This window comes from Natronorubrum texcoconense, assembly GCF_900100335.1.
Classification (GTDB): Archaea; Halobacteriota; Halobacteria; order Halobacteriales; family Natrialbaceae; genus Natronorubrum; species Natronorubrum texcoconense.
On the sequence record NZ_FNFE01000001.1, the window covers coordinates 773567 to 795096 of the forward strand.

The window sequence follows — 21530 nt, forward strand, 5'->3', positions numbered from 1 at the left end:
ATGACGACCGCATCCGAACCGGCCGAGCAGTCGACGGATGAGATGGGGCCGCTCGAACGGTGGACCCACGGCGTCGTCAACGAGCCCGAAAAGCGAAAGCGGCTGTACCGGGCCCTGTTCTACGTCGCGGCGGCGTTTTTCCTCGTCACGACGCTGTTCCCGTTCTACTGGCTGTTGGTGCTGGCACTGACCCCGAGCGGCGCGATTACGCGTGGCGACTGGAACGTGACCGTCCCGCTTCTCGGCGAGATCCCGTTCCCGACGCCACAGGGATTCAACGTCGCCTCCTTCGTGGAGGTGTTCCAGCAGGTGCCGTTCCACCTCTACGTGTTCAACAGCTTCGTGCTCGCGACGGCGACGACGGTCATCGTCCTGATCCTCGCGAGTCTCGCGGGCTACGTCTTCGGTCGACTCGAGTTCCCCGGCCGCGGGCTGATGATGCTCGGCATCCTGGCGGTCTCGTACTTCCCGCCGGCGGCGTTCCTGATCCCGCTGTTCGACGCGTTCCTCGGGAACGCGGTCGTCGTTCCGTTCCTCGGGATCGAACTGTTCGAGCCGCCGCGGCTGGTCAACACGCCGGGCTCGATGATCATGCCCTTCAGCGCGCTGTTCCTGCCGTTGGCAATCTTTATCCTGACGACGTTCTACGCACAGATCCCCGACGGGTTAGAGGACGCGGCGCGCGTCGAGGGGACGACCCGACTCGGTGCGCTGTTCCGCGTGATCATGCCGCTGTCGGCACCCGGCGTCGCGACCGCCGCCGTGTTGACGTTCATCGCGGTCTACAACGAGTACTTCTTCAGCTCGATCATGGCGCTCCAGAACCAACCCGAGCAGTGGTCGCCGCTGGTTGGCGGGATCCTGAGCTACCAGACGCAGTACACGACGGATTTCAACCTGATGGCTGCAGCGAGCATCGTCGGCGTGTTGCCGATGTTGATCCTCGTGGTCGTCGCGCAGGAAAAGATCGTCAGCGGACTCACTGACGGAGCACTCAAAGAGTAACAATGGCACGAGTACGACTCAACGACGTTACGAAACGCTACGAAGACATCGTCGCCGTCAACGAGATGAACCTCGATATCGAGGACGGCGAGTTCATCTGTCTCGTCGGCCCGTCTGGCTGTGGGAAGTCGACGACGATGGAGACCATCGCCGGGCTCACGAAGCCGTCCGACGGGACGGTCCACATCGGCGACACCGACGTGACGAAACTGCCGCCGAAAGACCGCGGGGTCTCGATGGTGTTCCAGAACATCGCCCTGTTTCCGCACATGGACGTCTACGAGAACATCTCGTTCGGCCTCCGACTGCGGAAGTACGACACAGACGAGATCGACCGTCGGGTCGACCGGGCGTCCGACATCGTCCAACTCGAGGGGATGTTAGACCGGATGCCGAACGAGTTGTCCGGCGGCCAGCAACAGCGGGTCGCGATCGCTCGCGCGATCGTCCGCGAGCCGGACGTCTTCCTGATGGACGAGCCGCTGGCGAACCTGGACGCGAAACTCCGCGTCCACATGCGGACGGAACTCCAGCGACTCCACAAACAGCTGGACACGACGATCATCTACGTCACCCACGACCAGGCCGAAGCGATGACCATGTCCGATCGGATCGCGGTCATCAACGGCGGGAAACTCCAGCAGATCGACCCGCCGCTGGTCTGTTACAACGAGCCCGCGAACCTGTTCGTCGCGGGCTTCATCGGCTCGCCGTCGATGAACCTCGTCCGGGGAGAACTCGCCGCTAACGGCTTGCGGACCGATCACTTCGATCTCGAGTTCGCCGCCGACGGCCTCGAGTCCGCCGTCGGGGACGGCGTGACGATGGGGATCCGACCCGAGGATATCTACCTCACGAAGAACGCGGACTCGGTCGACAGCGCGTCCGAGGTGATCGAGGCGCGAACGGACGTCCTCGAGCCGATGGGCGACGAGATTTTCGTCTACCTCTCGCTCGACGACACGAGCAGCGAGATGATGACGAGCGAGGAGGTGTCGACGGCCTCGAACCAGTTGCTGATGAGCGTCGATCCCGACACCGTCATCGACGCGGACGAATCGGTGTCGGTCGTCTTCGATCGCTCGAAGATCCACCTGTTCGAGACGGCGTCGGGGACGGCGATCACGCACGGCATCGCGGACCTGTCGTCTCGGCCGACGGCCGCCGAGGCGGAGCCGACGCCGACGGAAGCGGAATCGGGTGGGCAGCATGAGTGAACTGGTGCCGATCGTCTACTACGGCGGACTGACCGTCCTGTTTTTCTTCTGGATCTACGGGATCGTCTCGTTCGCCCTCGACGTGAGGAACACGATCATCCCGGGACTCAGGCAGTATCGTCGCGGACGAAAAACGCAGAAACAGCAACAACGAGAAGACAATGAACGCAAAGAGAACGAAGAGCAGTTGTACTGAGCAGAACGCCATCGCCCGCCGTCACGCGGCCGCCGTCGACCGAACTCCCCTCACGGAGGACCGATGACGCGGGAATCGACGTCGCCGGCGGTTCCGACCGGAATCGTCGGTCTCGGAAACATCGGCCACCACCACGCCGAGCGACTCGTCGATCTCGGCGTGCCGCTTGTCGGCGGAATGGACGTCTCCGCGGAGGCGCGAGAGCGGTTCGCGACCCAATACAGCGCCACAAGCTACGCCGACCACCACGCGCTCTACGACGACGTCGACGCCGTCGTCATCACCACGCCAAACAAGTTCCACGAGGAGTACGCCGTCGCCGCGTTCGAACGCGACCTTCACGTCCTCCTCGAGAAACCGCTGGGACACACCGTCGAGAGTGCGGCGCGGATCAGCGAGGCCGCAGCGAAAAGCGACGGAACGTGCATGATCGGCTTCAACAACCGGTTTATGAACGCCGTGAAACTCCTCGAGAATCGGATCGAGCGCGGCGACCTCGGGAAGGTAACGCACGTCGAGGCGAACTACGTGCGTCGCCGAGGCATTCCCGGCCGCGGCTCGTGGTTCACTCGCGGAGAGATCTCCGGCGGCGGCGCGCTCATCGATCTCGGCGTGCACGCCATCGATCTCTCCCTGTACCTGCTCGGCTACCCCGAGGTCGAGGAGGTCTCGGGCGTCACCCGCTCGGAGTTCGGCTCCCGCGAGGAGTACTCCTACCTCGAGATGTGGGGCGACGACCAGGGCGCCGCCGCGTTCGACGTCGACGACTCCGCGAGCGCGTTCGTCCGCTGTGCCGGCGACCGGACGATCTCGCTCGAGGTCGCGTGGGCGACGAACCGGCCGCCGACCCACGAGTTCGTCGTCCGCGGAACGGAGGCCGCCGCGCGGTTCGACCTCCTCACGAACGAGCTCACCATCCACTCCGCGAGCGCGGACGTCACCGACCACATGCTGGATACGACGGTCGAGACCCGCGAGAACGACACGCACGGTGACGAACAGGCTGCGTTCTTCGACGCGATCGAGAACGGCGGCGACGCGGGCTCGTCCGTCGAGGAGGCGTTGACCGTCCAGCGGATCGTCGACGGGATCTACCGCTCGAGCGAGAACGGCCGATCGGTCGCACTCGACGACGCCTGACGGTTCGAGGGAGCCATCGCAGACGGCCGACATGGACCGTCGATCGATCGGCCGACAGGGACCGTCGGCCGATCGACAACGGCGTAGTCGCTACTGCGGATTTGTTTTTTACTACAAACGATGGAAATATATTTGCCAGTGGCGCCGCTACCGATTCGTATGGACATCGGTGTACACACGCCACCGCTGGCGGACGAATCGCTCGAGGGTGCCCTCGCCTACCTCTCCGATATCGGCGTCGACGCGATCGAACCGGGCGTCGGCGGCTATCCCGGCGACGACCACCTCGTTCGACGGGAGTACCTCGACGACGACGACGCACAGGCCGAGTTGGCGGAGCTGCTCGAGACCTACGGGATGCGAATCAGCGCGCTCGCGACCCACAACAATCCACTGCATCCGGACGACGAGCAGGCAGCCACGGCGGACACCGAACTCCGCGAAGCGATCGAGTTGGCCGACCAGCTCGACGTGAACACGGTCACCTGCTTTTCCGGGCTGCCGGCCGGCGGCCCCGACGACGAGGTCCCGAACTGGATTACGGCACCGTGGCCCTCCGAACACGCCGAGGCTCACGAGTACCAGTGGGACGTCGCCGTCGACTACTGGTCGGATCTCGCCGCCCACGCCGACGAGCACGGCGTCGACCTCGCCATCGAGATGCACCCGAACATGCTGGTCTACGAACCCCACGGGATGGCTCGGCTGCGCGAGGAGACGAACGAGCGCGTCGGCGCGAACTTCGATCCCTCACACCTCTACTGGCAGGGAATCACGATCAGCGACGCGATCCGGTATCTCGGCGAACGCGACGCAATCCATCACTTCCACGCGAAAGACACCAGAGTCTACGAGGAACAGGCCCGCGAGAAGGGCGTCCTCGATACGACGGCCTACGACGACGAGCCGAATCGATCGTGGCTGTTCCGGTCGGTCGGCTACGGCCACGGCGAGGGCCACTGGAAGGAGATCGTCTCGACGCTCCGCATGGTCGGCTACGACGGCGCGTTGAGCATCGAACATGAGGACTCGCTGACGAGTTCGCGCGAAGGACTCGAGAAAGCCGTCGATCTGCTCGACCGAGCGGTGTTCCGAGAACAGCCCGGCGAGGCGTACTGGGCCGAGTAACTACGGGTGACGCACGTCCTGCCCAGTACGGGGACGGACGTATCGGTCACCTCCGGTGAGATTTATCGCCGTGTGGTCGTAAGCCGTGTTCATGGACCGGTTTCGGAACACGAGACAACCCGATTGGGACTGGTGGGGAAAACTGTGGCCCACACCGGGAGAAACGCTCCGCGAACTCGGCCTCGAATCCGGTGACACGGTTGCCGAGATCGGAAGCGGAAACGGGTATTTCGCGCTCCCGGCTGCTCGAATCGTCGCGCCCGCATCGGTCTACGCGTTGGACATCGACGAGTCACTATTGGCGGAGCTATCGCACCTCGCCGACCAGCAAGCCATCGAGAACGTCACCGTGCTCACTGGTGACGCTCGAGAGCTATCACAGCACCTTCCCGAACCCGCCGATGTCGTCTTGATTGCCAACACCTTCCACGGCATCGACGAGCCGGACACGTTCGTGCAGCAGGCGTACGAATCGCTTCGCTCCGAGGGACGATTCATCGTCATCAACTGGACGGACCGCCCTCGGGAGACGACCCGAATCGCCGGTGAGCCGCGCGGACCGCCGACCGAGTTGCGGCTTTCTCCCGAAGCAACCGAACGGACGGTTCTCGACGCGGCAGCGTTCGCTCTCGACGAGACCGTCGAACTCCCGCCGTATCACTACGCGCTCGTGTTCGAACGATAAGTCGAGTGTGCGCGTCTTTCCCGAGTGTCCTGCGGAGAACGCCCCCGCGACGAAAACTTCTAACTACACTCGTTGTGAACGAGTACGTATGTCACTCGAAGTCGGGGTTCTCGGCTATCGGTTCATGGGCAAAGCACACGCGAACGCGATGGCGCGGCTGCCGATGTTCTTCCCGGACGCGCCGGACGTCGAACGCAGCGTCCTCGTCGGCCGCGACGAGGCGGCGTTGACCGACGCGGCGGACCGACTCGGCTTCGACTCGATCGCGACCGACTGGGCCGAGGTCGTCGACGACGTCGACGCCTTCTACAACCTCGGGCCGAACCACGTCCACGCCGAGCCTTCGATCGCGGCGCTCGAGGCCGGGACGCCGGTTTTCTGCGAGAAGCCACTCGCGCCGACGCTCGAGGAGGCCGAATCGATGGCCGAAGCGGCCCGGAACGCCGGGAGCGACGTGCCCGCCGGCTGTGCGTTCAACTACCGGTTCGTCCCCGCGATTCGGTACGCAAAACGGCTGCTCGAGGCCGGCGAACTGGGCGAGATCCACCACGTCCGCGGACGCTACCTGCAGGACTGGCTGGTCGATCCCGAGGCGCCGTGGTCGTGGCGCAACGACGAGGAACTGGCCGGCTCGGGCGCGCTCGGCGACCTCGGCGCGCACACGGTGGACCTGCTTCGATTCCTGGTCGGCGACGACGACCTCGCCGGCGAGATGGTCGGCGTCAGCGGCCACCTGCAGACGTTCGTCGACGAGCGGCCGGTTCCGGATTCGGACGAGACGCGAGCCGTCACCGTCGACGACGCCTACTCCGCCCAGATCGAGTTCGAAAACGACGCGATGGGGACGCTCGAAGCTTCTCGCTTTGCTACCGGCCATAAAAACGACCACACGATCGAGATTCACGGCTCCGAGGGGAGTCTGCGGTTCTCGCTCGAGCGACTGAACGAACTCGAGGTGATGCGAACGGACGCCAATCGCGGCTACGAGACGATTCTGGTCACCGACGAGGACGACCCCTACGTCGACCACTGGTGGCCGCCGGGCCACGTGCTCGGCTGGGAGCACACGTTCGTCCACGAGAACTACGAGTTCCTGAGCGCAGTCGAGAGTGGTGGCGAGTTCGAGCCGAGTTTCGAGGACGGCCTCGCCGCCCAGCGCGTGCTCGCGGCCATCGAGGAGAGCGACGAGGCTCGGGAGTGGGTCTCGCTCGAGTAGGGCCGTACCGAGAGTGCTTTGGCGCTTCCCATAACCGATACTTGGTATGGCGCACGACGAAGACGAACGGTACTGGGGTCGGCCGGCCGTGCTCGAGCGTGGCGGCTCGCAGATTCACTACTGGGTCGTCGGACCGGAAGACGGGCCGCTGGTCGTTTGCACACACGGTGCGACGATGGATCACCGGCTGTTCGATCCGCAGCTAGAAGCGCTGGTCGACGCCGGATACCGAGTGCTGGCGTGGGATATCCGGGGCCACGGGATCTCTAAACCCCTCGGAACGGACTTTACGGTGCCTCTCGTCGTCGACGACCTGATGGCGATCATCGACCGCCTGGGTGACGAGGAGTTCGTCCTCGTCGGACAGTCGTTCGGCGGGTACGTCTCACAGGAACTCCTCTTTCGGTATCCGGAGCGCGTGACCGCGCTCGGAATCATCGGTTCGACGGATCTACTGACCGTTCCGCCGAGGCTCGAGTATCTCGCCCTTCGACTCACGCCGTTCCTCTTTCGGCTCTGGCCCGCCGACCACCTGCGAAAAGTCATTGCGGAGAACACGGCGGAAACACCGGCGGCGAAACGCTACGCGTACAATGCGACCTGTCAACTGTCGAAGCGGGAGTTTCTCACCGTCTGGAAGGCGGTCGCCGTCTGCCACCACGCCGAACCCGGCTATCGTATTCGGAGACCGTTCCTGTTGACCCACGGTGAGCACGACGGGACGGGAACCATCGCGCGCGATGCACCCGCGTGGGCCGAGAGAGAACCCGACTGCCGGTACGAGGTGATCCCCGATGCCGGCCACAACGCGAACCAAGACAATCCCGACGCGTTCAACGAGATACTGCTCGAGTTCCTCGAGGATGTAGTCGAAACCGGGTAGCGCCGCCCGTTACACCGACTCGTCGCATCCCGATTCGTCTCGACGGACCCGACGAAGATCCGATCGTGGATACGCAAGCCGCTTCGTTTCTTCGCTGCCCGTCATACCGGCCTCGATGGACGGCTACGACGTCGCGCTCATCATCGTCGCGATTGGACTGCTGGGTGCGATTCTCTTACCGCGATTGCTGGCGAGCCGCCCGCTCTCGCTGCCGATGTTCTACGTCGGTCTCGGAGTCGCTCTCTTCGCGATACCGGGGACGCCGTCGATCGATCCCGTCGGCAACTCGGTCGCGACCGAACACCTCACCGAACTCGTCGTGATCATCGCGCTGATGGGCGCGGGACTGAAGATCGATCGCCCCTTCGGGTGGCGCAACTGGACGGCGACGTGGCGGCTGCTCGCCGTCACGATGCCCCTGACCATCGCAGCTATCGCGGTACTCGGCTGGGCGCTGCTCGGACTCCACCCGGCAACGGCGACGCTTCTGGGTGCGGTGCTCGCCCCGACGGATCCCGTCCTCGCCTCCGACGTGGATGCGGGCGCGCCGCTGACGGAACTCGAGGACGAACGCGCGTCCGTCCACCGATGGGGCTCCGTTCGATTCTCGCTCACGTCGGAGGCGGGGCTCAACGACGGCCTGGCGTTTCCGTTCACGTACCTCGCGATCGCCATCGCCGCGGCCGACAACGTCGCGGGTCGAACGTGGCTCCTCGAGTGGGCGCTTCTCGACGGACTGTACAGGATCGGTGCGGGGCTCCTGCTAGGGTACGTAATCGGCCACCTGATGGCCAGGCTCGTCTTCAACGCGCCGGTCGAAACCCATCGTTCGGAAGTGCTGGCGGGCGCGGAGGCGATCGTGACGACGCTGTTGGCCTACGGCGTAACGGAACTGCTCGGCGGCTACGGCTTTCTCGCGGTGTTCGTCGCGGCGCTGGAACTCCGACGCTACGAGTGGGAACACGACTATTACCGGGAACTCCACGACTTCGCGTCGCTCGTCGAACGGCTGCTGATGGCGGTCGTGCTCGTCCTGTTCGGCGGTGCGATCGCGGACGGGCTGTTGGCGGCGTTGACCTGGCCCGACGTCGCGGTCGGACTGGCGGCGATACTGCTCGTTCGGCCGCTCGCCGGCCTGCTCGGGTTCGTCGGCTCCGATGCGCCGCTGGGCGATCGTATGATCATCTCGGCATTTGGCATTCGCGGCATCGGCTCGTTTTACTATCTGGCGTTCGCGCTCGCTCACGCCTCGTTCGCGGAACTCGAACTCGCCGTCGCCGCCGAACGGCTCTGGGCGATCGTCGGCTTCGTCGTCCTCGCCTCGCTTTTCCTCCACGGCGCGACCGCCAGCGTCGTGATGGGCGCGTTCGACGCCCGCCGCGACCGAACGCTCGCGACGGACGATGGAACCGGCGACGAACGGACGGACGATCCCGGGCCGTAAGAACCACTTTATACAGTCCGGACGAATTGTTTGATCAGTATGGCAACCAGACTGGCGGAGTTCGTCGCCGAGGAGCTCTGGCTCCTGATCGGCGTCGTGACGTTCGCGCTCGTCAGCCTCGCCGGAATCGCCGGCTTCGCCGGACTTGCCGGGGCGATCTCGGTCGTTGGCTGGTTCCTACTCACACCGATCTTCCTGTTCTGGGGCGAAGAGATCACGGCGCTGCTGTTCGACGATGCCGACGAGTCGTCGGAGCCGTCGGCTCGAGCGACCGAGCCCGGTGCCCTCGAGGAACTCAAGCGACGGTACGCGGAAGGCGAGATCGACGACGAGGAGTTCGAGCATCGACTCGAGCGACTCGTGGCGGTCGAGAACCTTCCTGACGACCTCTTCACCGAAGGGGCGTCGACGAACGCCGACGAACACGGAGGTCTCGAGCGCGAGTACGAACGGGAACGATAGGCGTCCGCCCGCGGGTCGGTCGCGACTTTTCTCGCGAACTCGGATCGATATTTCTTATGCGGCGTCGCGAGTACCGAACGTCGATGCAACTCGAGACGAGTTCCTGGACGGACGTCGAGGACGCGGCACCGACGACGGCGCTTCTGCCTGTCGGCAGCACCGAACAACACGGCCCCCACGCGCCCGTCGGCACCGATACGATCATCGCGCGGGCGATGGCCGCCGAAGCGGACCGACGGTGTACAGTCGAGTCGGCCGTGCTGCCGACGCTGCCGGTCGGTATCGCGCCGTACCACGGCCACTTCGCGGGAACGCTGTCGGTCTCTTCGGAGACGCTTCGCCGGTACGTCCGCGACGTCGTCGAGTCGCTGGAAGACTCGAGCGTCGAGACGGTCGTGTTCGTCAACGGCCACGGCGGCAACGGCGGGACGCTCGGGAATCTGGCCCGCGAGATCGCCGATTCGCCGGCACTCGAGCTCGAGGCGTACTGCTGGGAGTGGATGCGCGCCGTCGACGAGCACGTCGGTCACGCGGGCGAACTCGAGACGTCGGTTCTGCTCCATCTCCGTCCCGACGACGTCGGGGAACCGGTCGCAGGCGATGCCGAAGCGTGGGACGATACCGTCGACGGCGGCGTCGTCCACCGATTCACGGAGGAGTTCAGCGAGAACGGTGCGGTCGGCGACGCGACGGCCGCCTCAGCCGAAACGGGCGAACGGGTGTTCGAGACGGCCGTCGACGCGCTCTGCTCGTTCGTGAATCGAGTCGAGGGGCGCTGATCGGACGCCGTCGACGGCGTGCCGGCCGAGTGACGCAAGGGTTTTCGACGGCGGTCCGTCAGCTTACTCGGAATCGTACTCGAGCGACTCGAGGCCGTATCGCGACTCCGTCGGGTGCGGTTCGTAGCCGCTCACGCCGGCTGCGGTCGCGACGACGTTCGCGTAGTCGGTGAGAACGACGATCGGGGCCTCGTCGACGACGATCGATTGAACCTCGTGATAGCGTTCCAGCCGTTCGTCGCGATCGGTGAGTTCGCGACCCTCCTCGAGCAACTCGTCGACCCTATGGTTCTCGTAGCCGTGATGGAGCGTTGCATCCGTCGAGTGAAACATCTCGGAGAGTCGATCGGGATCGGGATGCCAGAGCGTCCCCCAGGAGGTGAGATAGGCGTCGAACGCGTCCTGGCCGACGCGGTCGACCATCGCGCTGTACTCCATCGTCGTGATATCGACGTCGAACCCGACGTCGGCGAGTTGGTCCTGAAGCGTCTGTCCGATCAGCGGGAGACTCCTGGCGTCGAAGGTGACGAATTCGACGGCCAGCTCCTCGCCGTCTCGGCTACGAACGTCGTTCGAGTCGGCCGACCACCCGGCTTCGGAGAGCAGCGATCGAGCGCGGTCGGGGTCCGAGGAGTGGTCCTCGAGATCCGGGTTCGCCCAGTCGGTGACGGTGGGGGAGAACGGCCCGACCGCGGGGTCGTCGATCCCGTCGAGGATCGACTCGGTGATCGACTCACGGTCGACGGCGTAGTGGACGGCTCGCCGAACGCGCTCGTCGTCGAACGGCTCGGTTGTCGTATCGAACGTAAGGAACCTGATTCGCGGAATTTCGGGCGTGTAGACGTCGATATCGTCCTCGGCTTCGAGATCGTCGACCATCTCGTTCGGAAGGACACGAGCCATCTCGAGTTCGCCGTTCTCGAGTTTCATCCGCCGCGTCTGGTCGTCGTCGACGACCTCGTAGCGAACGGACTCGAACGACGGCGTCTCCCCGTAGTAGTCGTCGTGTCGAACGATTCGAACCTCGGAACCGGACCGAAACGACTCGAGGGCGAACGGTCCGGTGCTGATCGGATCCGTGATCGAGCCGTCGGCTTCGATCGCGTCAGGACTGAGAAGGACGGCCTCGTTTCGCGAGAGGTGCGACGGGAGCGGCGAGAACGCGGTCTCGGTCTCGACGTTGACGGTCGATTCATCGACGGCCTCCACGGTTTCGATCGGGACGGCCGCGAACGCCGACGAGTCGACGGTGCGGCGCAACGACTCGACGGCTGCCGCCGCGTCGAGGGACGTTCCGTCGTGAAACGTCACGCCCTCGCGCAGGTCGAACTGCCACCGTCGGTCGTCGAGTCGCTCCCAGTCGGTCGCGAGGCCTGGGGCCGGATTCGCCTCGTAGTCGACGGCGACCAGCGCCTCGGTGATCCCGAGTCGTCGAAGCGAGCTCCCCCCGTCGTGGGGATCCCTGTTGGGCTCCCAGGGGCCGCCGATTCGAAAGTCGGCCGTTTCGGGCTCGTCGGAGAGACAGCCGGCGACGGCCAGGGCCGTGGCTCCGAGCGTCGTCTTCAGTGCGGTGCGTCGGTTCATGTGGTAGTTCGTGTCGTGAGTCATGTCTCAGTCAGGTCTCAGTCAGTGTCGTGAGTCGGTCGTTCGACGGGCGGTTCGCCGGAGCGGTCGAATTCGGTCTCGGAGCTGTCGCTCTTCGCGGTCGCCTCGAGTCCCGTCCGCTCCGCGTCCGCCAACTCGCCGGCGTACAGACATCGCGAGCGAGCCTCGCCGACGGACTCGAGCGCCGGCTCGCGACGGGCGCACTCCTCCGTGGCGGCTGGACACCGCGGGTGGAACGCACAGCCCGACGGCGGATCGGTCGGACTCGGCGGCTCTCCCGCGAGCGCGTCTTGGGTCTCGGTCGCGATCGATCCCGCGTCGAATCGCTCTCCCGGCGTCGAATCCAGCAGCGTCTGCGTGTACGGGTGGGTCGGACTCGAGAGCGTTCGACGCGCGGGGCCGACCTCGACGAGTGTCCCGAGATACATCACCGCGACGCGGTCGGCGACGTGGCGGACGACGCCGAGGTCGTGAGAGATGAACAGGTACGCGAGATCGAGGTCTGCCTGCAGTTCGGCGAGCAGGTTGAGGATCGTCGCCTGCACCGAGACGTCGAGGGCGGCCGTCGGCTCGTCTAAGACGAGCACTGACGGCTCGAGTGCGAGCGCGCGAGCGATCGCGACGCGCTGACGCTGGCCACCAGACAGCTGGGTCGGGTACCGATCGACGGCGGCGGGCGAGAGTCCGACGAGCGAGCAGAGATCGTCGACGCGGTCGTTCCGCCGATCGGGCTCCCAGCCGGCCTCGAGCAGCGGTTCGCCGATCGACTCCCCGACCGTCCGCTTCGGATTGAGGCTCGCGCCGGGATTCTGGAAGACGACGCCGATCTCGGATAGCTGGTCGGCCGTCCGCGATTCGGCGCCCCCGACGGGGTGGCCGCGAAGTCGGACCGTCCCGTCGGTCGGCTCCTCGAGTCCGACGGCTACCCGCGCGAGCGTCGACTTCCCACAGCCGCTCTCGCCGACGAGGCCGACCGTCTCTCCCGGTCGAAGCTCGAGCGAGACGCCGTCGACGGCCGGGACGCGCTCGTCGGTTCCGAGGAGTCGATCGACCAGCGCGTCCGACCGTCGGAACGATTTTTCGACGTGCTCGAGTTCCAGCATCGGTCGGTCGGCAATCGCTTCGCCGTTGCCGTCCGTCGGCGCCTTCGTCGTCGTTTCAGCCTCGCTCCTGTTGCCGTCCGTCGCCGCCTTCGCCGTCGCTTCCAACTGCTCGACCATCGACTCGAGCGAGGCGTCGCGGGCGTCCGAGACGCCACACCGGACGATGTGGTCGTCGCCCATCGAGACGATCGGCTGCGCCGTGGCGCGACAGTCGTCCGTCGCGGACGGACAGCGGTCGGCGAAGACACAGCCCGTCGGCGGCGGCGCGCCGTCCGGCGGCGTGCCACCGATCGCCGGCAGCCGCGACTGGGGCTCCGAGCGGTGGGGGAGACAGCCGAGCAGCGCCTTCGTGTACGGGTGGGCCGGATTCGAGCGCAGTTCGTCGGCCGGCCCCTGCTCGACGACGACCCCGTCGTACATGACGACGATTCGATCGCACAGCGCCGAGACGACGCCCAGATCGTGACTGATCAGCAACACGCTCATGTCGCGCTCGGCGTTGAGTTCGGCGAGTCGCTCGAGGATCGCCGCCTGCGTCGTCGTATCGAGCGCCGTCGTGGGCTCGTCGGCGATCAACACCGACGGCTGCCGGGCGAGCGCCATCGCGAGCGCCACCCGCTGGCGCATCCCGCCGCTGAACTGGTGTGGATAGGCGTCGATCCGCTCGTCCGGACGCGGGATGCCGACCGTCTCCAGCAGTTCGAGGACGTCCGCTCGCAGCGCCCGCGAGCGTAGTCGCGAACCCGCGCCGATCGCGAGCTCCCTGAGGAAGGGCTGGTGGTCCGGATCGCGGCGGACTCTGAGCGCTTCGGCGATCTGCTCGCCGACGGTGTACACCGGATTGAGCGTCGTCGACGGGTCCTGAAAGACCATCGCGAGCTCCCGACCGCGGAGCCGTCGCAGCGTCCGGTCGTCGGCGGTCGTCAGCTCGCGGCCGTCGTATCGGACGCTCCCGCCGACGATCTCGCCCGGTTCCTCGAGTCGGACGATCGATCTCGCCGTGACGGACTTCCCGCAGCCGCTCTCGCCGACGAGACCGACGATCTCGCCGGGCTCGACCCGGAACGTCGCGCCGTTGACCGCGTGGACCGATTCCGAACCCGTTCGGAATCGGACGCGGAGGTCGTCGATCTCGAGTCTCGAGTCCATCTCAGGTTCGCCTCCGTTCGCTGTCGTCGATGTGGTCTGGATCCAGCACGTCCCGCAGGCCGTCGCCGAGGACGTTGAAGCCGACGACGGTCAACGCGATCGCGACGCCGGGGGCGGTGATGAGCCACGGCGCCGACCGGAGGTAGTTCCGGCCGTCGGCGACCATCGTCCCCCACTCCGCCGTCGGCGGCTGTGCGCCCAGCCCGAGAAAGGACAGCCCCGCGGCCGCGAGGACGACGGTCCCGAGGTTGAGCGTCGCGAGGACCACCACGGGTCCGGTGACGTTCGGCAACAGGTGTCGGGTGACGATCCGTCGCCGGGGCGTCCCGTAGAGCCGAGCCGACTCGACGAACGGTCGATCCTTCACGGCGAGGATGCTCCCGCGAACGACACGGGCGTACGTCGCCCAGCCGACGACCGAGAGCGCGATCACGACGTTGGTCAGGCTCGGTCCGAGCGTGCCGGCGATCACGAGCGCAAGCACGAGTCCGGGGAACGCCAGCTGGGCGTCGACCAACCGCATCAACGCGGCGTCGACCAGCCGGCTGCCGGTCGCCGCGAACAGACCGATCGTCGTCCCGATGCACAGCCGAACGAGCGTCGCGACGACGGCGAGTGCGAGCGAGATTCGCGCCCCGTAGGCGACTCTCGTCGCGACGTCGCGACCGAGCGCATCCGTCCCGAGTGGATGGGCGAGCGACGGTCCCTCGAGTCGAGCGCCGAGCGCCTGTGCCGTCGGATCGTACGGCGAGACCAGCGGGCCGACGATCGCGACGACCGCGAGCAGGCAGACGATCCCGCCGCCGAAGCGGAGTTGCGCGTTCGTTCGGAGTCCGCGGTCGAACCGACGTCGGAGCAGTCGTCGACTGCGCTGGAGGAGCGTCCGCGGCTGACCCGTCGACCTCGCTGGGCCGGCCTCGCGGTCGCTCATCGCCGTTCACCCCGTCCGCGTTCGATCCGCGGGTCGAGCGCGACGTACGCGAGGTCGACGAGTTGATTCGTCGCGACGAAGGCGAACGCGGTCACGAGCACGACGCCCTGCACGATCGGATAATCGCGCGCGAAGACGGCGTCGACGAGCAGCGTGCCGAGCCCCGGTCGCTGGAAGACGACCTCGACGACGACGGCCCCGTTCAAGACGAAGCCGAACTGGAGCCCGACGATCGTCACGACGGGAACGAGCGCGTTGCGTAGCGCGTGCTTGTAGACGACGAGCCGTTCGCGGACGCCCTTCGAGCGTGCGGTCACGACGTAGTCGGCCTCGAGGACCTCGAGCATCGACGTACGCACCAGACGGGTGACGATCGCGGCCATACCGGTGCCGAGCGTGAGTGCGGGGAGCACGAGGTGGCCGAGCGTACCGACGCCGGAAACGGGCGTCAGCCCCAGCCAGAGCGAGCAGACGAGGATCAGCAGGTAGCCGAGCCAGAAGTTCGGGATCGAGACGCCGATCAGTGCGGCGAGCTGGCTAGTGCGGTCGATCCACGTATCGCGGTGGACCGCGCTGAGGACGCCCGTCGGAACGGCCAGCAGCAGCGAGACGGCCATCGCCGCTAGCGCGAGTTCGAGCGTATTCGGCAGGTACTCGAGCAGCAGCGACGCGACGGGTTCGGACCGATAGTACGACGTTCCGAGGTCGCCCCTGAGGACGTCGCCGAGCCAGGAGAGATACTGGACGACGAACGGGTCGTCGAACCCGTGTTCGCTACGGAACGCCTCGACTTCGCGCTCCGACGGCGGACTCTGTCGTTGCTCTCGAAGGATCGTGTACGCTGGATCGCCCGGCGTCAGGAAGACGAAGCCGTACGTGACCAGTGAGACGAGCGACATGACAGCCGCGAACGACCCGAGCCGCGCGAGGAGCGTCCGGATCATGGCTGGAACGCTCGTCCGTGCGCGTCGCGCCGAAAGGTGGGTCGCCGTTCGACGCTCGAGTCACCCACGACCGACACCGGCGGGCCGTCGCACGCGCATGAACCATTGGTCGACTCCGGTGGGACCACTACTCGGGCGGCTCGGCACGTAGCAGTCGTCTCGATATGCACGGACTCGTACGACACTGACATCAACTCACATTTCATTACTGAAATCGAGTTTGTATATGTTGGGGATTTCGAGCGATCGGGACTGTCATTCTGTTGGCGGCGCCGGAGCCACGAACCCTGTCTGCCGGCGCGGTGTTAGTAAAAACTCTAGCCCTATTAATAAATAATGCTATTTGCGCCCTCTACTACAATAACTGAACGGAGTAAAACCACTCTCGTCGAAGCGGGGCGCGTTCGCGGGACGCCGTTGCTCGTCGGCGATAGGCAACCGAAGAATGCGGGACGGCTTAGCGTCGGAACGACGGTTCGAGGCGTCTCGCGTCGGTTACTTCTCGTCGGCCGTCTTCGCCCTGATGACCGTATCGATCTCGTCGTAGCGGATGCTCTTGTTCTCCGGCGACTGGCCGTCGATCTCGAGGTATGCCGGCTCGAAACTCGTCACCGCTCCCGAGTGTTCCGGATCGTCGGCGTCCGTCCGTTCCCGCTTCCAGATTTCGACAACGTCGCCGACGGAAATGTGCTCTCTGACGAGCGCCGCTGCTTCCTCTTCGTCGGCGTCCGGCGGGACAGTGAGTTCGGTCATGTCTCCGAAGAGACGACGGCGACGCGGGTAAGTGACTCCGCGTCAGTTGACGGTCGCTTTTATGTCGTCCGGCGGTAGTCGGCGAGTTCCATCGTCGCGGCGATCCCCTGAGGCAACGGTTACGGACCACCCTCGCCGAGATGGTCGATACGAGGGCGTAGGCGCGGAGAGTCGGCGTGGGGGCGCCGGCCGATGTCGTCCGTTTCGTGCCGAACGAACGCGCATCTAGGCACGAGTCGGCTCGAACTGAGGACCGAAACGGTTGCCGGTTCGGTTACGTGAGCGAGACAGTTTCGAGCGCGTCGATCCGCCCGGCACCGGTCTCTGGGTCGCCGCGTCCGCTCCCCTCCGCACCGCGTTCGATCACGTTCTCGACCTGGTTGACGGTGGCGCTAGGGTCGAGTTCGCGCACGAGCGCGGCGAGTCCGGTGACCTGCGGTGCGGACATCGACGTTCCGGAGGCGCTCGCGTACTCGGCTCCGGGAAGCGCCTCGTTGTCCGGGTCGAACGTCGAGAGGATACCGGCCCCCGGTGCACCGACCGAAATCTCGTTCGCCCCGTAGTTCGAGAACTCCGCGAGTTCGTCGTCTTCGGTCGTCGCGCTGATCGAGGAGGCTCGAGGGATACTTCCCCAGAGGCTGACCCACCCACCCTGCTGCAGGTTCTGGCTGTCGTTGCCCGCGCTCACCACTACCGACGTCCCTCGCTGGGCGACGCTGCGAACCACTCGCTGGCGAGCGATGCGGTATCCCTCCTGATTGTCTCGCGGCGGCTGCGGCGGGCTTCCGATGCTCATGTTCACGACGTCGAGTCCGCGCTCGGCCGCGTAGTCGAGGGCGAGGAGGGAGTCGCCCACGGTGGCGAGAAGGTCACCTTCCGCCGGAAAGACCCGGAGCGAGACGATCTCGGCGTCCGGGGCGACGCCGGTCACGCCCGACGCTCCGGTCGCCGCCGCGATGCCCGCGACGTGAGTGCCGTGATACTGTACGTCGCCGGTGTGATCGGACTCCTCCCAGTCGACGAACGTCCGACTGGCGTCCGTGTCGACGTTCCCCAGATCGGGGTGGCCGTCGTAGACGCCGGTATCGATAATCCCGATACGGGTACCCGATCCGGTCGCGTGCTCGTGTGCATCGAACGCGTTGATCAGCCGCTTGTCCCACTGCTCGTCCTCGAGTTCGCCCTCGGTGTCCGTCGCTGTCGGGCCTTCGGGGACGTCGAGTCCGTATGCGAAATCCTCGAAGGCGGCATCGACGCCGTTCGCGTTCGACGGGTCCTCGTTTTGGGGCCCCAGGACGAGGTACACGTTCGCCCCTGTAATCTCGTGGACGACCGTGAATCCCGCTCGCTCGAGCTGATTCGGATTGCCACCGCTGACGACGTATCGGGCTCGCTCTTCGTCCGCGCTCGCGGTTCCGATCGCCGTGAGGCCGATCGCAGTCGGTATTCCTGCTACCACCGTACGCCGGTTGGGATTGTGTGACATACGGAACGGACGATAAAGTTGTCGAAATATAATTATTTACTTGATAACTATTTGTAGTTAGCATCTTCTCTGAACGTGTGTGAAGGTAGACGGGTACAAACGTCATCACGGGGTCGTCGCGCGGCGAAAAGCGCGTGTGAACTGCGTTCCTCGGGTCCGTCGAAGGGAGCCGGACCACCGGGATTCAGACGACAGTTTTTGTAGGATAGCGCCGAACCGGGGGGTATGACCACGATCAAGGACAGCGTCCACGACCACATCCGGGTCGACGGCGTGGCGCGCGACCTCCTCGATACGCCCGCCGTCCAGCGGCTTCGGAACATCCGCCAGCTCGGAACCGTCTCGCTGGTCTACCCTTCCGCCAACCACACCCGATTCGAACACAGTCTGGGCGTCTACCACCTCGCTTGCGAGGCCCTCGAACACCTCGGAATCGACGGCCAACAGGCCGAACACGTCCACGCCGCGGCGCTCCTGCACGACGTCGGCCACGGCCCGTTCAGTCACAACCTCGAGGCGGTCACCCACCGACGGACAGGTCGGTATCACGACGACGTCCACGGCCTGTTAGCGGAGGGGGACGTCGGCGACGTCCTTCGTAGCCACGACCTCGAGCCGGCCGCCGTTGCAGACCTCGTCGCGGGCGAAGGCCGGTTCGGACAGCTCGTCTCGGGCGAACTCGACGTCGATCGGATGGACTACCTGGTGCGAGACGCCCACCACACCGGCGTTCCCTACGGCACCATCGATCACGGCCGCCTCGTCCGCGAACTCACCTTCACCGACGGCGAACTCGTGCTGGACGAGGGGAACGTCCAGGCCGCCGAGAGCCTGCTGGTCGCCCGGGCGCTGATGAACCCGACCGTCTACAGTCACAGCGTCGCCAGACTCACCAAGGCGATGCTCCGGCGCGCGAGCGAACGGTTGCTCGAGTCACCCGAGACCGATGTCGACGCCGGAACGCTCCAGCGGATGGACGATCACGACCTGATCGTCGCCCTGCGGACGTGTGCGGAGACGACCGAGTTCTCGCGGCGGTTAGACCAGCGTGACCTGTACAAACGGGCGGTGTGGGCTGAGATCGACGACGTCCCCGGCGGGATCATCGAGTCCGATCACGAATCGATCCGGGAGTTCGAACGCGAGATCGCCGATACGGCGGACGTCGATCCGGAGTGCGTGATCCTCGACGTTCCCGGACGGCCGTCGATGACGGAGTCGACGACGCGCGTGCTGGTCAACGGCGACATTCGTCGGCTGGGCCAGCAGTCGCCGCTCGTCGAGGCGCTGCGGGCCGCCCAGTACTCCCAGTGGCGACTCGGCGTCTACTCGCCACCGGAGATGCGCGAGCGCGTCGGCCGCGCGGCCGTCGACGTGCTGGGCCTCGATATCGAGGGGGCGCTCGTACGCGAGGTCCGAAACGGGCTGGACGCGACGCTCGATCAGTTCGTCGACTGAGGTCGCCGATGGCGAACGGGGTTCGAACCGCTGCCGAACTCCTCCGCTGAGTCATCGCTCTGACAATTCAACGAAACGAAAATACGGGATTGACGGACAGTAGTGACCGCCATCCGGATCGTTTCGTCGACGATTCGGCTCCCACAGCCGTCAGGTCATCGCCGTCTATCCCGGCTACGGTCGCCGAAAACACGACTACGACTGTCGGTTATTAGCGGTCGGCGGTCGAGGCATCTCGAGAACTCTCAGCCGAGAGTGACCTCCGTTCGTTACGAACTGATTCGCCCACTAACTCCAGAGTAATCGGTTCCTGTGGTAGTGTAACGGTCTGGTAGCTTTTCTACTCTTATCGTGGCGAGACCAGTCATGGACGAACACAGTCCACAGCGACGAACCGTTCTCAGAGCCGGTGCGGTGGCAGCCTTACTCTCGGTCGGCGGGAGTTCCGCGATCGGCGCACAGGAGACGGCTGGCGACAACGAACGAGCTGCGAAGATGCTCCGGGAGTTCTACGACGGCTACCTCGAGGGTATCAGCCAGGCGGTCGCAACGGACGTTCAGATGGAGGCCTCGATGATCGAGGACGGCCGTGACGAACCGTGGCCGCTCGCGGTCTGGGACGACGTCGAAGATGCGCGCAGCGAGGGGATCACGCTGGGCGCAAGCGAGGGCGGTTCGCAGCCGTTCTGGGACGAGTACCAGTCGTTCGATCGCGACTTCGACGGCGGTGACGGCGGCGATGATACCGACGACGATGTCGGCGACGGCGAGATATCGGTCGCCCTGCTCGAGACCAACGACCCCGTCCCCGCGGGTGAGACGCTCGCGGTGACGGCCGAACTCGAGACCGACGCTGATTCGGCGACTACGGCCGAGGTCGAACTCGTCGTCGGACACGATCCGACGGTGGTTGATACCGCATCGAGAACGGTCGATCGGACGGAGACGGTGACGCTCGAGTTCGAGACCGCAACGGTCGCGAACGGGCAGACGTTCCCCGTTCGGGTCGAGGGATCGGACGATTCGGCGGAGACGTCGATCGACGTGATCGGAACCGACGAGACGGTGTAGACCGCCCTCGAAACTGGCGAACTTCGGTGGGCGGATCGTCCAAATCCGGCCGAGAACCGTTTCCCCTCAGTACCAGGCGCCGCCGGAGGAGACGTTGATATCCTGCCCCGTCACGTGCCGAGCGTCCGGACTGGCGAGTTGGACCGCCAGCGCGGCGACCTCCTCGGGCGGAACCAGTTCGCGGATCGCGAGATTGTCGAGCACGTCGTCTTTGGCCTCCTCGAACTCGACCCCCCGTTCGTCGGCCTGTCGCTCGAAGACGCTCCGGATGCGCTCGCCCTCGACCGGACCTGGACAGATCGCGTTCGCCGTGACGTCGTCTTCGGCGAACTCGAAAGCCAGTGCGCGCGTCAATCCGATGACGCCCATCTTCGAGGCCGCGTAGGGCGTCCGATTGGGGTAGGGCCGTTTGCCGCCGATCGAAGAGAGGTTGACGATGCTGCCGTGATCGGACTCGCGGAGGTGTGGCGAGGCTTCCCGAACCGCTCGAGCGATGCCGACGACGTTGACGTCGAGCGTCTCGAGCCACTCCTCGTCGGTCGTTCCCTCGACGGGGGCCGTCGGTCCGGCGATGCCGGCGTTGTTCACCAGACAGTCCAGCCCGCCGAACTCGTCGACGGTGGCCTCGACGGCGTCGGCGACGGAGTCGGCGTCGGTCACGTCCGTTTCGACCGCCAGCGTTCGTTCGGGCGCGTCGATCACCGCTTCGGTTTCGTAGATCCCGTCGCTGCGGGCCGCGAGGGCGACGTTTGCACCCGCGTCGGCGAACGCGACGGCGATTTCGCGGCCCAGTCCCTGACTCGCACCGGTGACGAACGCTGTGGTATTCTCCAGCATACTCGAGTCGTCGGGTAAGAGCCTCTAAAGCGTTCCTG

Annotated in this window: 20 protein-coding genes; 13 read left to right on the forward strand and 7 right to left on the reverse strand. The window is 65.7% G+C overall.

The features are described 5' to 3' along the window. The 11 genes from BLT08_RS03685 (at position 1) to BLT08_RS03735 (ending at position 10155) form a co-directional block, all read left to right on the forward strand. A complete protein-coding gene (locus BLT08_RS03685) occupies positions 1 to 1005 on the forward strand; it encodes a carbohydrate ABC transporter permease (RefSeq protein ID WP_090303415.1) in 1005 nt (334 codons plus the stop codon). A 2-nt stretch (positions 1006 to 1007) separates the two neighbouring features. Further along, positions 1008 to 2222: an ABC transporter ATP-binding protein gene (locus BLT08_RS03690; RefSeq protein ID WP_090303416.1), complete on the forward strand. Its 1215-nt coding sequence runs from the start codon at positions 1008 to 1010 to the stop codon at positions 2220 to 2222. After that, complete coding sequence (locus BLT08_RS03695) at positions 2215 to 2418, forward strand: DUF8005 family protein (protein ID WP_090303417.1); 204 nt, start codon at positions 2215 to 2217, stop codon at positions 2416 to 2418. The genes BLT08_RS03690 and BLT08_RS03695 overlap by 8 nt, the downstream gene beginning before the upstream one ends. 63 nt (positions 2419 to 2481) lie before the next feature. After that, positions 2482 to 3558: a Gfo/Idh/MocA family protein gene (locus BLT08_RS03700; RefSeq protein WP_090303418.1), complete on the forward strand. Its 1077-nt coding sequence runs from the start codon at positions 2482 to 2484 to the stop codon at positions 3556 to 3558. 159 nt (positions 3559 to 3717) lie between these two features. Then, the gene (locus BLT08_RS03705; RefSeq protein ID WP_090303419.1) at positions 3718 to 4686 is read left to right on the forward strand and encodes a sugar phosphate isomerase/epimerase family protein; all 969 of its coding nucleotides are present in this window, start codon (positions 3718 to 3720) and stop codon (positions 4684 to 4686) included. A gap of 91 nt (positions 4687 to 4777) precedes the next feature. Then, positions 4778 to 5371: a class I SAM-dependent methyltransferase gene (locus BLT08_RS03710; RefSeq protein ID WP_090303420.1), complete on the forward strand. Its 594-nt coding sequence runs from the start codon at positions 4778 to 4780 to the stop codon at positions 5369 to 5371. 88 nt (positions 5372 to 5459) lie between these two features. After that, entirely contained in the window at positions 5460 to 6587 is a 1128-nt protein-coding gene (locus tag BLT08_RS03715) for a Gfo/Idh/MocA family protein (RefSeq protein ID WP_090303421.1), read from the forward strand. A 46-nt stretch (positions 6588 to 6633) separates the two neighbouring features. After that, positions 6634 to 7470 (forward strand): alpha/beta fold hydrolase, encoded by an 837-nt coding sequence (locus tag BLT08_RS03720; protein WP_090303422.1) that lies wholly within the window; start codon positions 6634 to 6636, stop codon positions 7468 to 7470. Positions 7471 to 7585: 115 nt separating this feature from the next. Further along, on the forward strand, positions 7586 to 8914 hold the full coding sequence (locus BLT08_RS03725) for a cation:proton antiporter (RefSeq protein WP_090303423.1): 1329 nt from the start codon (positions 7586 to 7588) through the stop codon (positions 8912 to 8914). A 39-nt stretch (positions 8915 to 8953) separates the two neighbouring features. Beyond that, positions 8954 to 9376, forward strand: a complete 423-nt coding sequence (locus tag BLT08_RS03730) for an SHOCT domain-containing protein (RefSeq protein WP_090303424.1) — start codon at positions 8954 to 8956, stop codon at positions 9374 to 9376. An 83-nt stretch (positions 9377 to 9459) separates the two neighbouring features. Next, the gene (locus BLT08_RS03735) at positions 9460 to 10155 is read left to right on the forward strand and encodes a creatininase family protein (RefSeq protein ID WP_090303926.1); all 696 of its coding nucleotides are present in this window, start codon (positions 9460 to 9462) and stop codon (positions 10153 to 10155) included. A 63-nt stretch (positions 10156 to 10218) separates the two neighbouring features. On the opposite strand, the gene BLT08_RS03740 is transcribed toward BLT08_RS03735, so the two are convergent. The 6 genes from BLT08_RS03740 to BLT08_RS03765 form a co-directional block, all read right to left on the reverse strand. Then, positions 10219 to 11763 carry an ABC transporter substrate-binding protein gene (locus BLT08_RS03740; RefSeq protein ID WP_090303425.1) on the reverse strand — a complete coding sequence of 515 codons (1545 nt, stop codon included), beginning with the start codon at positions 11761 to 11763 and terminating at the stop codon, positions 10219 to 10221. 14 nt (positions 11764 to 11777) lie between these two features. After that, the gene (locus BLT08_RS03745; RefSeq protein WP_090303426.1) at positions 11778 to 14012 is read right to left on the reverse strand and encodes a dipeptide ABC transporter ATP-binding protein; all 2235 of its coding nucleotides are present in this window, start codon (positions 14010 to 14012) and stop codon (positions 11778 to 11780) included. A gap of 1 nt (position 14013) precedes the next feature. After that, a complete protein-coding gene (gene nikC / locus BLT08_RS03750; RefSeq protein WP_090303427.1) occupies positions 14014 to 14943 on the reverse strand; it encodes a nickel transporter permease in 930 nt (309 codons plus the stop codon). Beyond that, positions 14940 to 15887, reverse strand: a complete 948-nt coding sequence (nikB, locus tag BLT08_RS03755) for a nickel ABC transporter permease (protein WP_090303428.1) — start codon at positions 15885 to 15887, stop codon at positions 14940 to 14942. The genes nikC and nikB overlap by 4 nt, the downstream gene beginning before the upstream one ends. Positions 15888 to 16382: 495 nt before the next feature. Then, positions 16383 to 16640, reverse strand: coding sequence for a hypothetical protein (locus BLT08_RS03760; protein WP_090303429.1), 258 nt, complete (start codon positions 16638 to 16640; stop codon positions 16383 to 16385). Between the two features lie 274 nt (positions 16641 to 16914). Continuing rightward, complete coding sequence (locus tag BLT08_RS03765) at positions 16915 to 18126, reverse strand: S8 family peptidase (protein ID WP_090303430.1); 1212 nt, start codon at positions 18124 to 18126, stop codon at positions 16915 to 16917. 225 nt (positions 18127 to 18351) lie between these two features. Here BLT08_RS03765 and BLT08_RS03770 point away from each other — a divergent pair, with 225 nt between their 5' ends. Next, entirely contained in the window at positions 18352 to 19584 is a 1233-nt protein-coding gene (locus BLT08_RS03770) for an HD domain-containing protein (protein ID WP_090303431.1), read from the forward strand. 366 nt (positions 19585 to 19950) lie between these two features. Then, positions 19951 to 20655, forward strand: a complete 705-nt coding sequence (locus tag BLT08_RS03775) for a hypothetical protein (RefSeq protein ID WP_090303432.1) — start codon at positions 19951 to 19953, stop codon at positions 20653 to 20655. Between the two features lie 66 nt (positions 20656 to 20721). On the opposite strand, the gene BLT08_RS03780 is transcribed toward BLT08_RS03775, so the two are convergent. Continuing rightward, positions 20722 to 21492, reverse strand: a complete 771-nt coding sequence (locus tag BLT08_RS03780) for an SDR family NAD(P)-dependent oxidoreductase (protein ID WP_090303433.1) — start codon at positions 21490 to 21492, stop codon at positions 20722 to 20724. Positions 21493 to 21530 lie beyond the last annotated feature (38 nt).

Excerpts from the sequence above, each read along its gene's own strand:
- BLT08_RS03775 (WP_090303432.1), top strand. The coding sequence starts at position 19,951 with ATGGACGAACACAGTCCACAGCGACGAACCGTTCTCAGAGCCGGTGCG.
- BLT08_RS03710 (WP_090303420.1), top strand. The coding sequence starts at position 4,778 with ATGGACCGGTTTCGGAACACGAGACAACCCGATTGGGACTGGTGGGGA.
- BLT08_RS03740 (WP_090303425.1), bottom strand. The coding sequence starts at position 11,763 with ATGACTCACGACACGAACTACCACATGAACCGACGCACCGCACTGAAG.
- nikB (WP_090303428.1), bottom strand. The coding sequence starts at position 15,887 with ATGATCCGGACGCTCCTCGCGCGGCTCGGGTCGTTCGCGGCTGTCATG.
- BLT08_RS03720 (WP_090303422.1), top strand. The coding sequence starts at position 6,634 with ATGGCGCACGACGAAGACGAACGGTACTGGGGTCGGCCGGCCGTGCTC.
- BLT08_RS03730 (WP_090303424.1), top strand. The coding sequence starts at position 8,954 with ATGGCAACCAGACTGGCGGAGTTCGTCGCCGAGGAGCTCTGGCTCCTG.
- BLT08_RS03700 (WP_090303418.1), top strand. The coding sequence starts at position 2,482 with ATGACGCGGGAATCGACGTCGCCGGCGGTTCCGACCGGAATCGTCGGT.
- BLT08_RS03745 (WP_090303426.1), bottom strand. The coding sequence starts at position 14,012 with ATGGACTCGAGACTCGAGATCGACGACCTCCGCGTCCGATTCCGAACG.
- BLT08_RS03690 (WP_090303416.1), top strand. The coding sequence starts at position 1,008 with ATGGCACGAGTACGACTCAACGACGTTACGAAACGCTACGAAGACATC.
- BLT08_RS03685 (WP_090303415.1), top strand. The coding sequence starts at position 1 with ATGACGACCGCATCCGAACCGGCCGAGCAGTCGACGGATGAGATGGGG.
- BLT08_RS03715 (WP_090303421.1), top strand. The coding sequence starts at position 5,460 with ATGTCACTCGAAGTCGGGGTTCTCGGCTATCGGTTCATGGGCAAAGCA.
- BLT08_RS03780 (WP_090303433.1), bottom strand. The coding sequence starts at position 21,492 with ATGCTGGAGAATACCACAGCGTTCGTCACCGGTGCGAGTCAGGGACTG.
- BLT08_RS03760 (WP_090303429.1), bottom strand. The coding sequence starts at position 16,640 with ATGACCGAACTCACTGTCCCGCCGGACGCCGACGAAGAGGAAGCAGCG.
- BLT08_RS03725 (WP_090303423.1), top strand. The coding sequence starts at position 7,586 with ATGGACGGCTACGACGTCGCGCTCATCATCGTCGCGATTGGACTGCTG.
- BLT08_RS03735 (WP_090303926.1), top strand. The coding sequence starts at position 9,460 with ATGCAACTCGAGACGAGTTCCTGGACGGACGTCGAGGACGCGGCACCG.
- BLT08_RS03770 (WP_090303431.1), top strand. The coding sequence starts at position 18,352 with ATGACCACGATCAAGGACAGCGTCCACGACCACATCCGGGTCGACGGC.
- nikC (WP_090303427.1), bottom strand. The coding sequence starts at position 14,943 with ATGAGCGACCGCGAGGCCGGCCCAGCGAGGTCGACGGGTCAGCCGCGG.
- BLT08_RS03705 (WP_090303419.1), top strand. The coding sequence starts at position 3,718 with ATGGACATCGGTGTACACACGCCACCGCTGGCGGACGAATCGCTCGAG.
- BLT08_RS03765 (WP_090303430.1), bottom strand. The coding sequence starts at position 18,126 with ATGTCACACAATCCCAACCGGCGTACGGTGGTAGCAGGAATACCGACT.
- BLT08_RS03695 (WP_090303417.1), top strand. The coding sequence starts at position 2,215 with ATGAGTGAACTGGTGCCGATCGTCTACTACGGCGGACTGACCGTCCTG.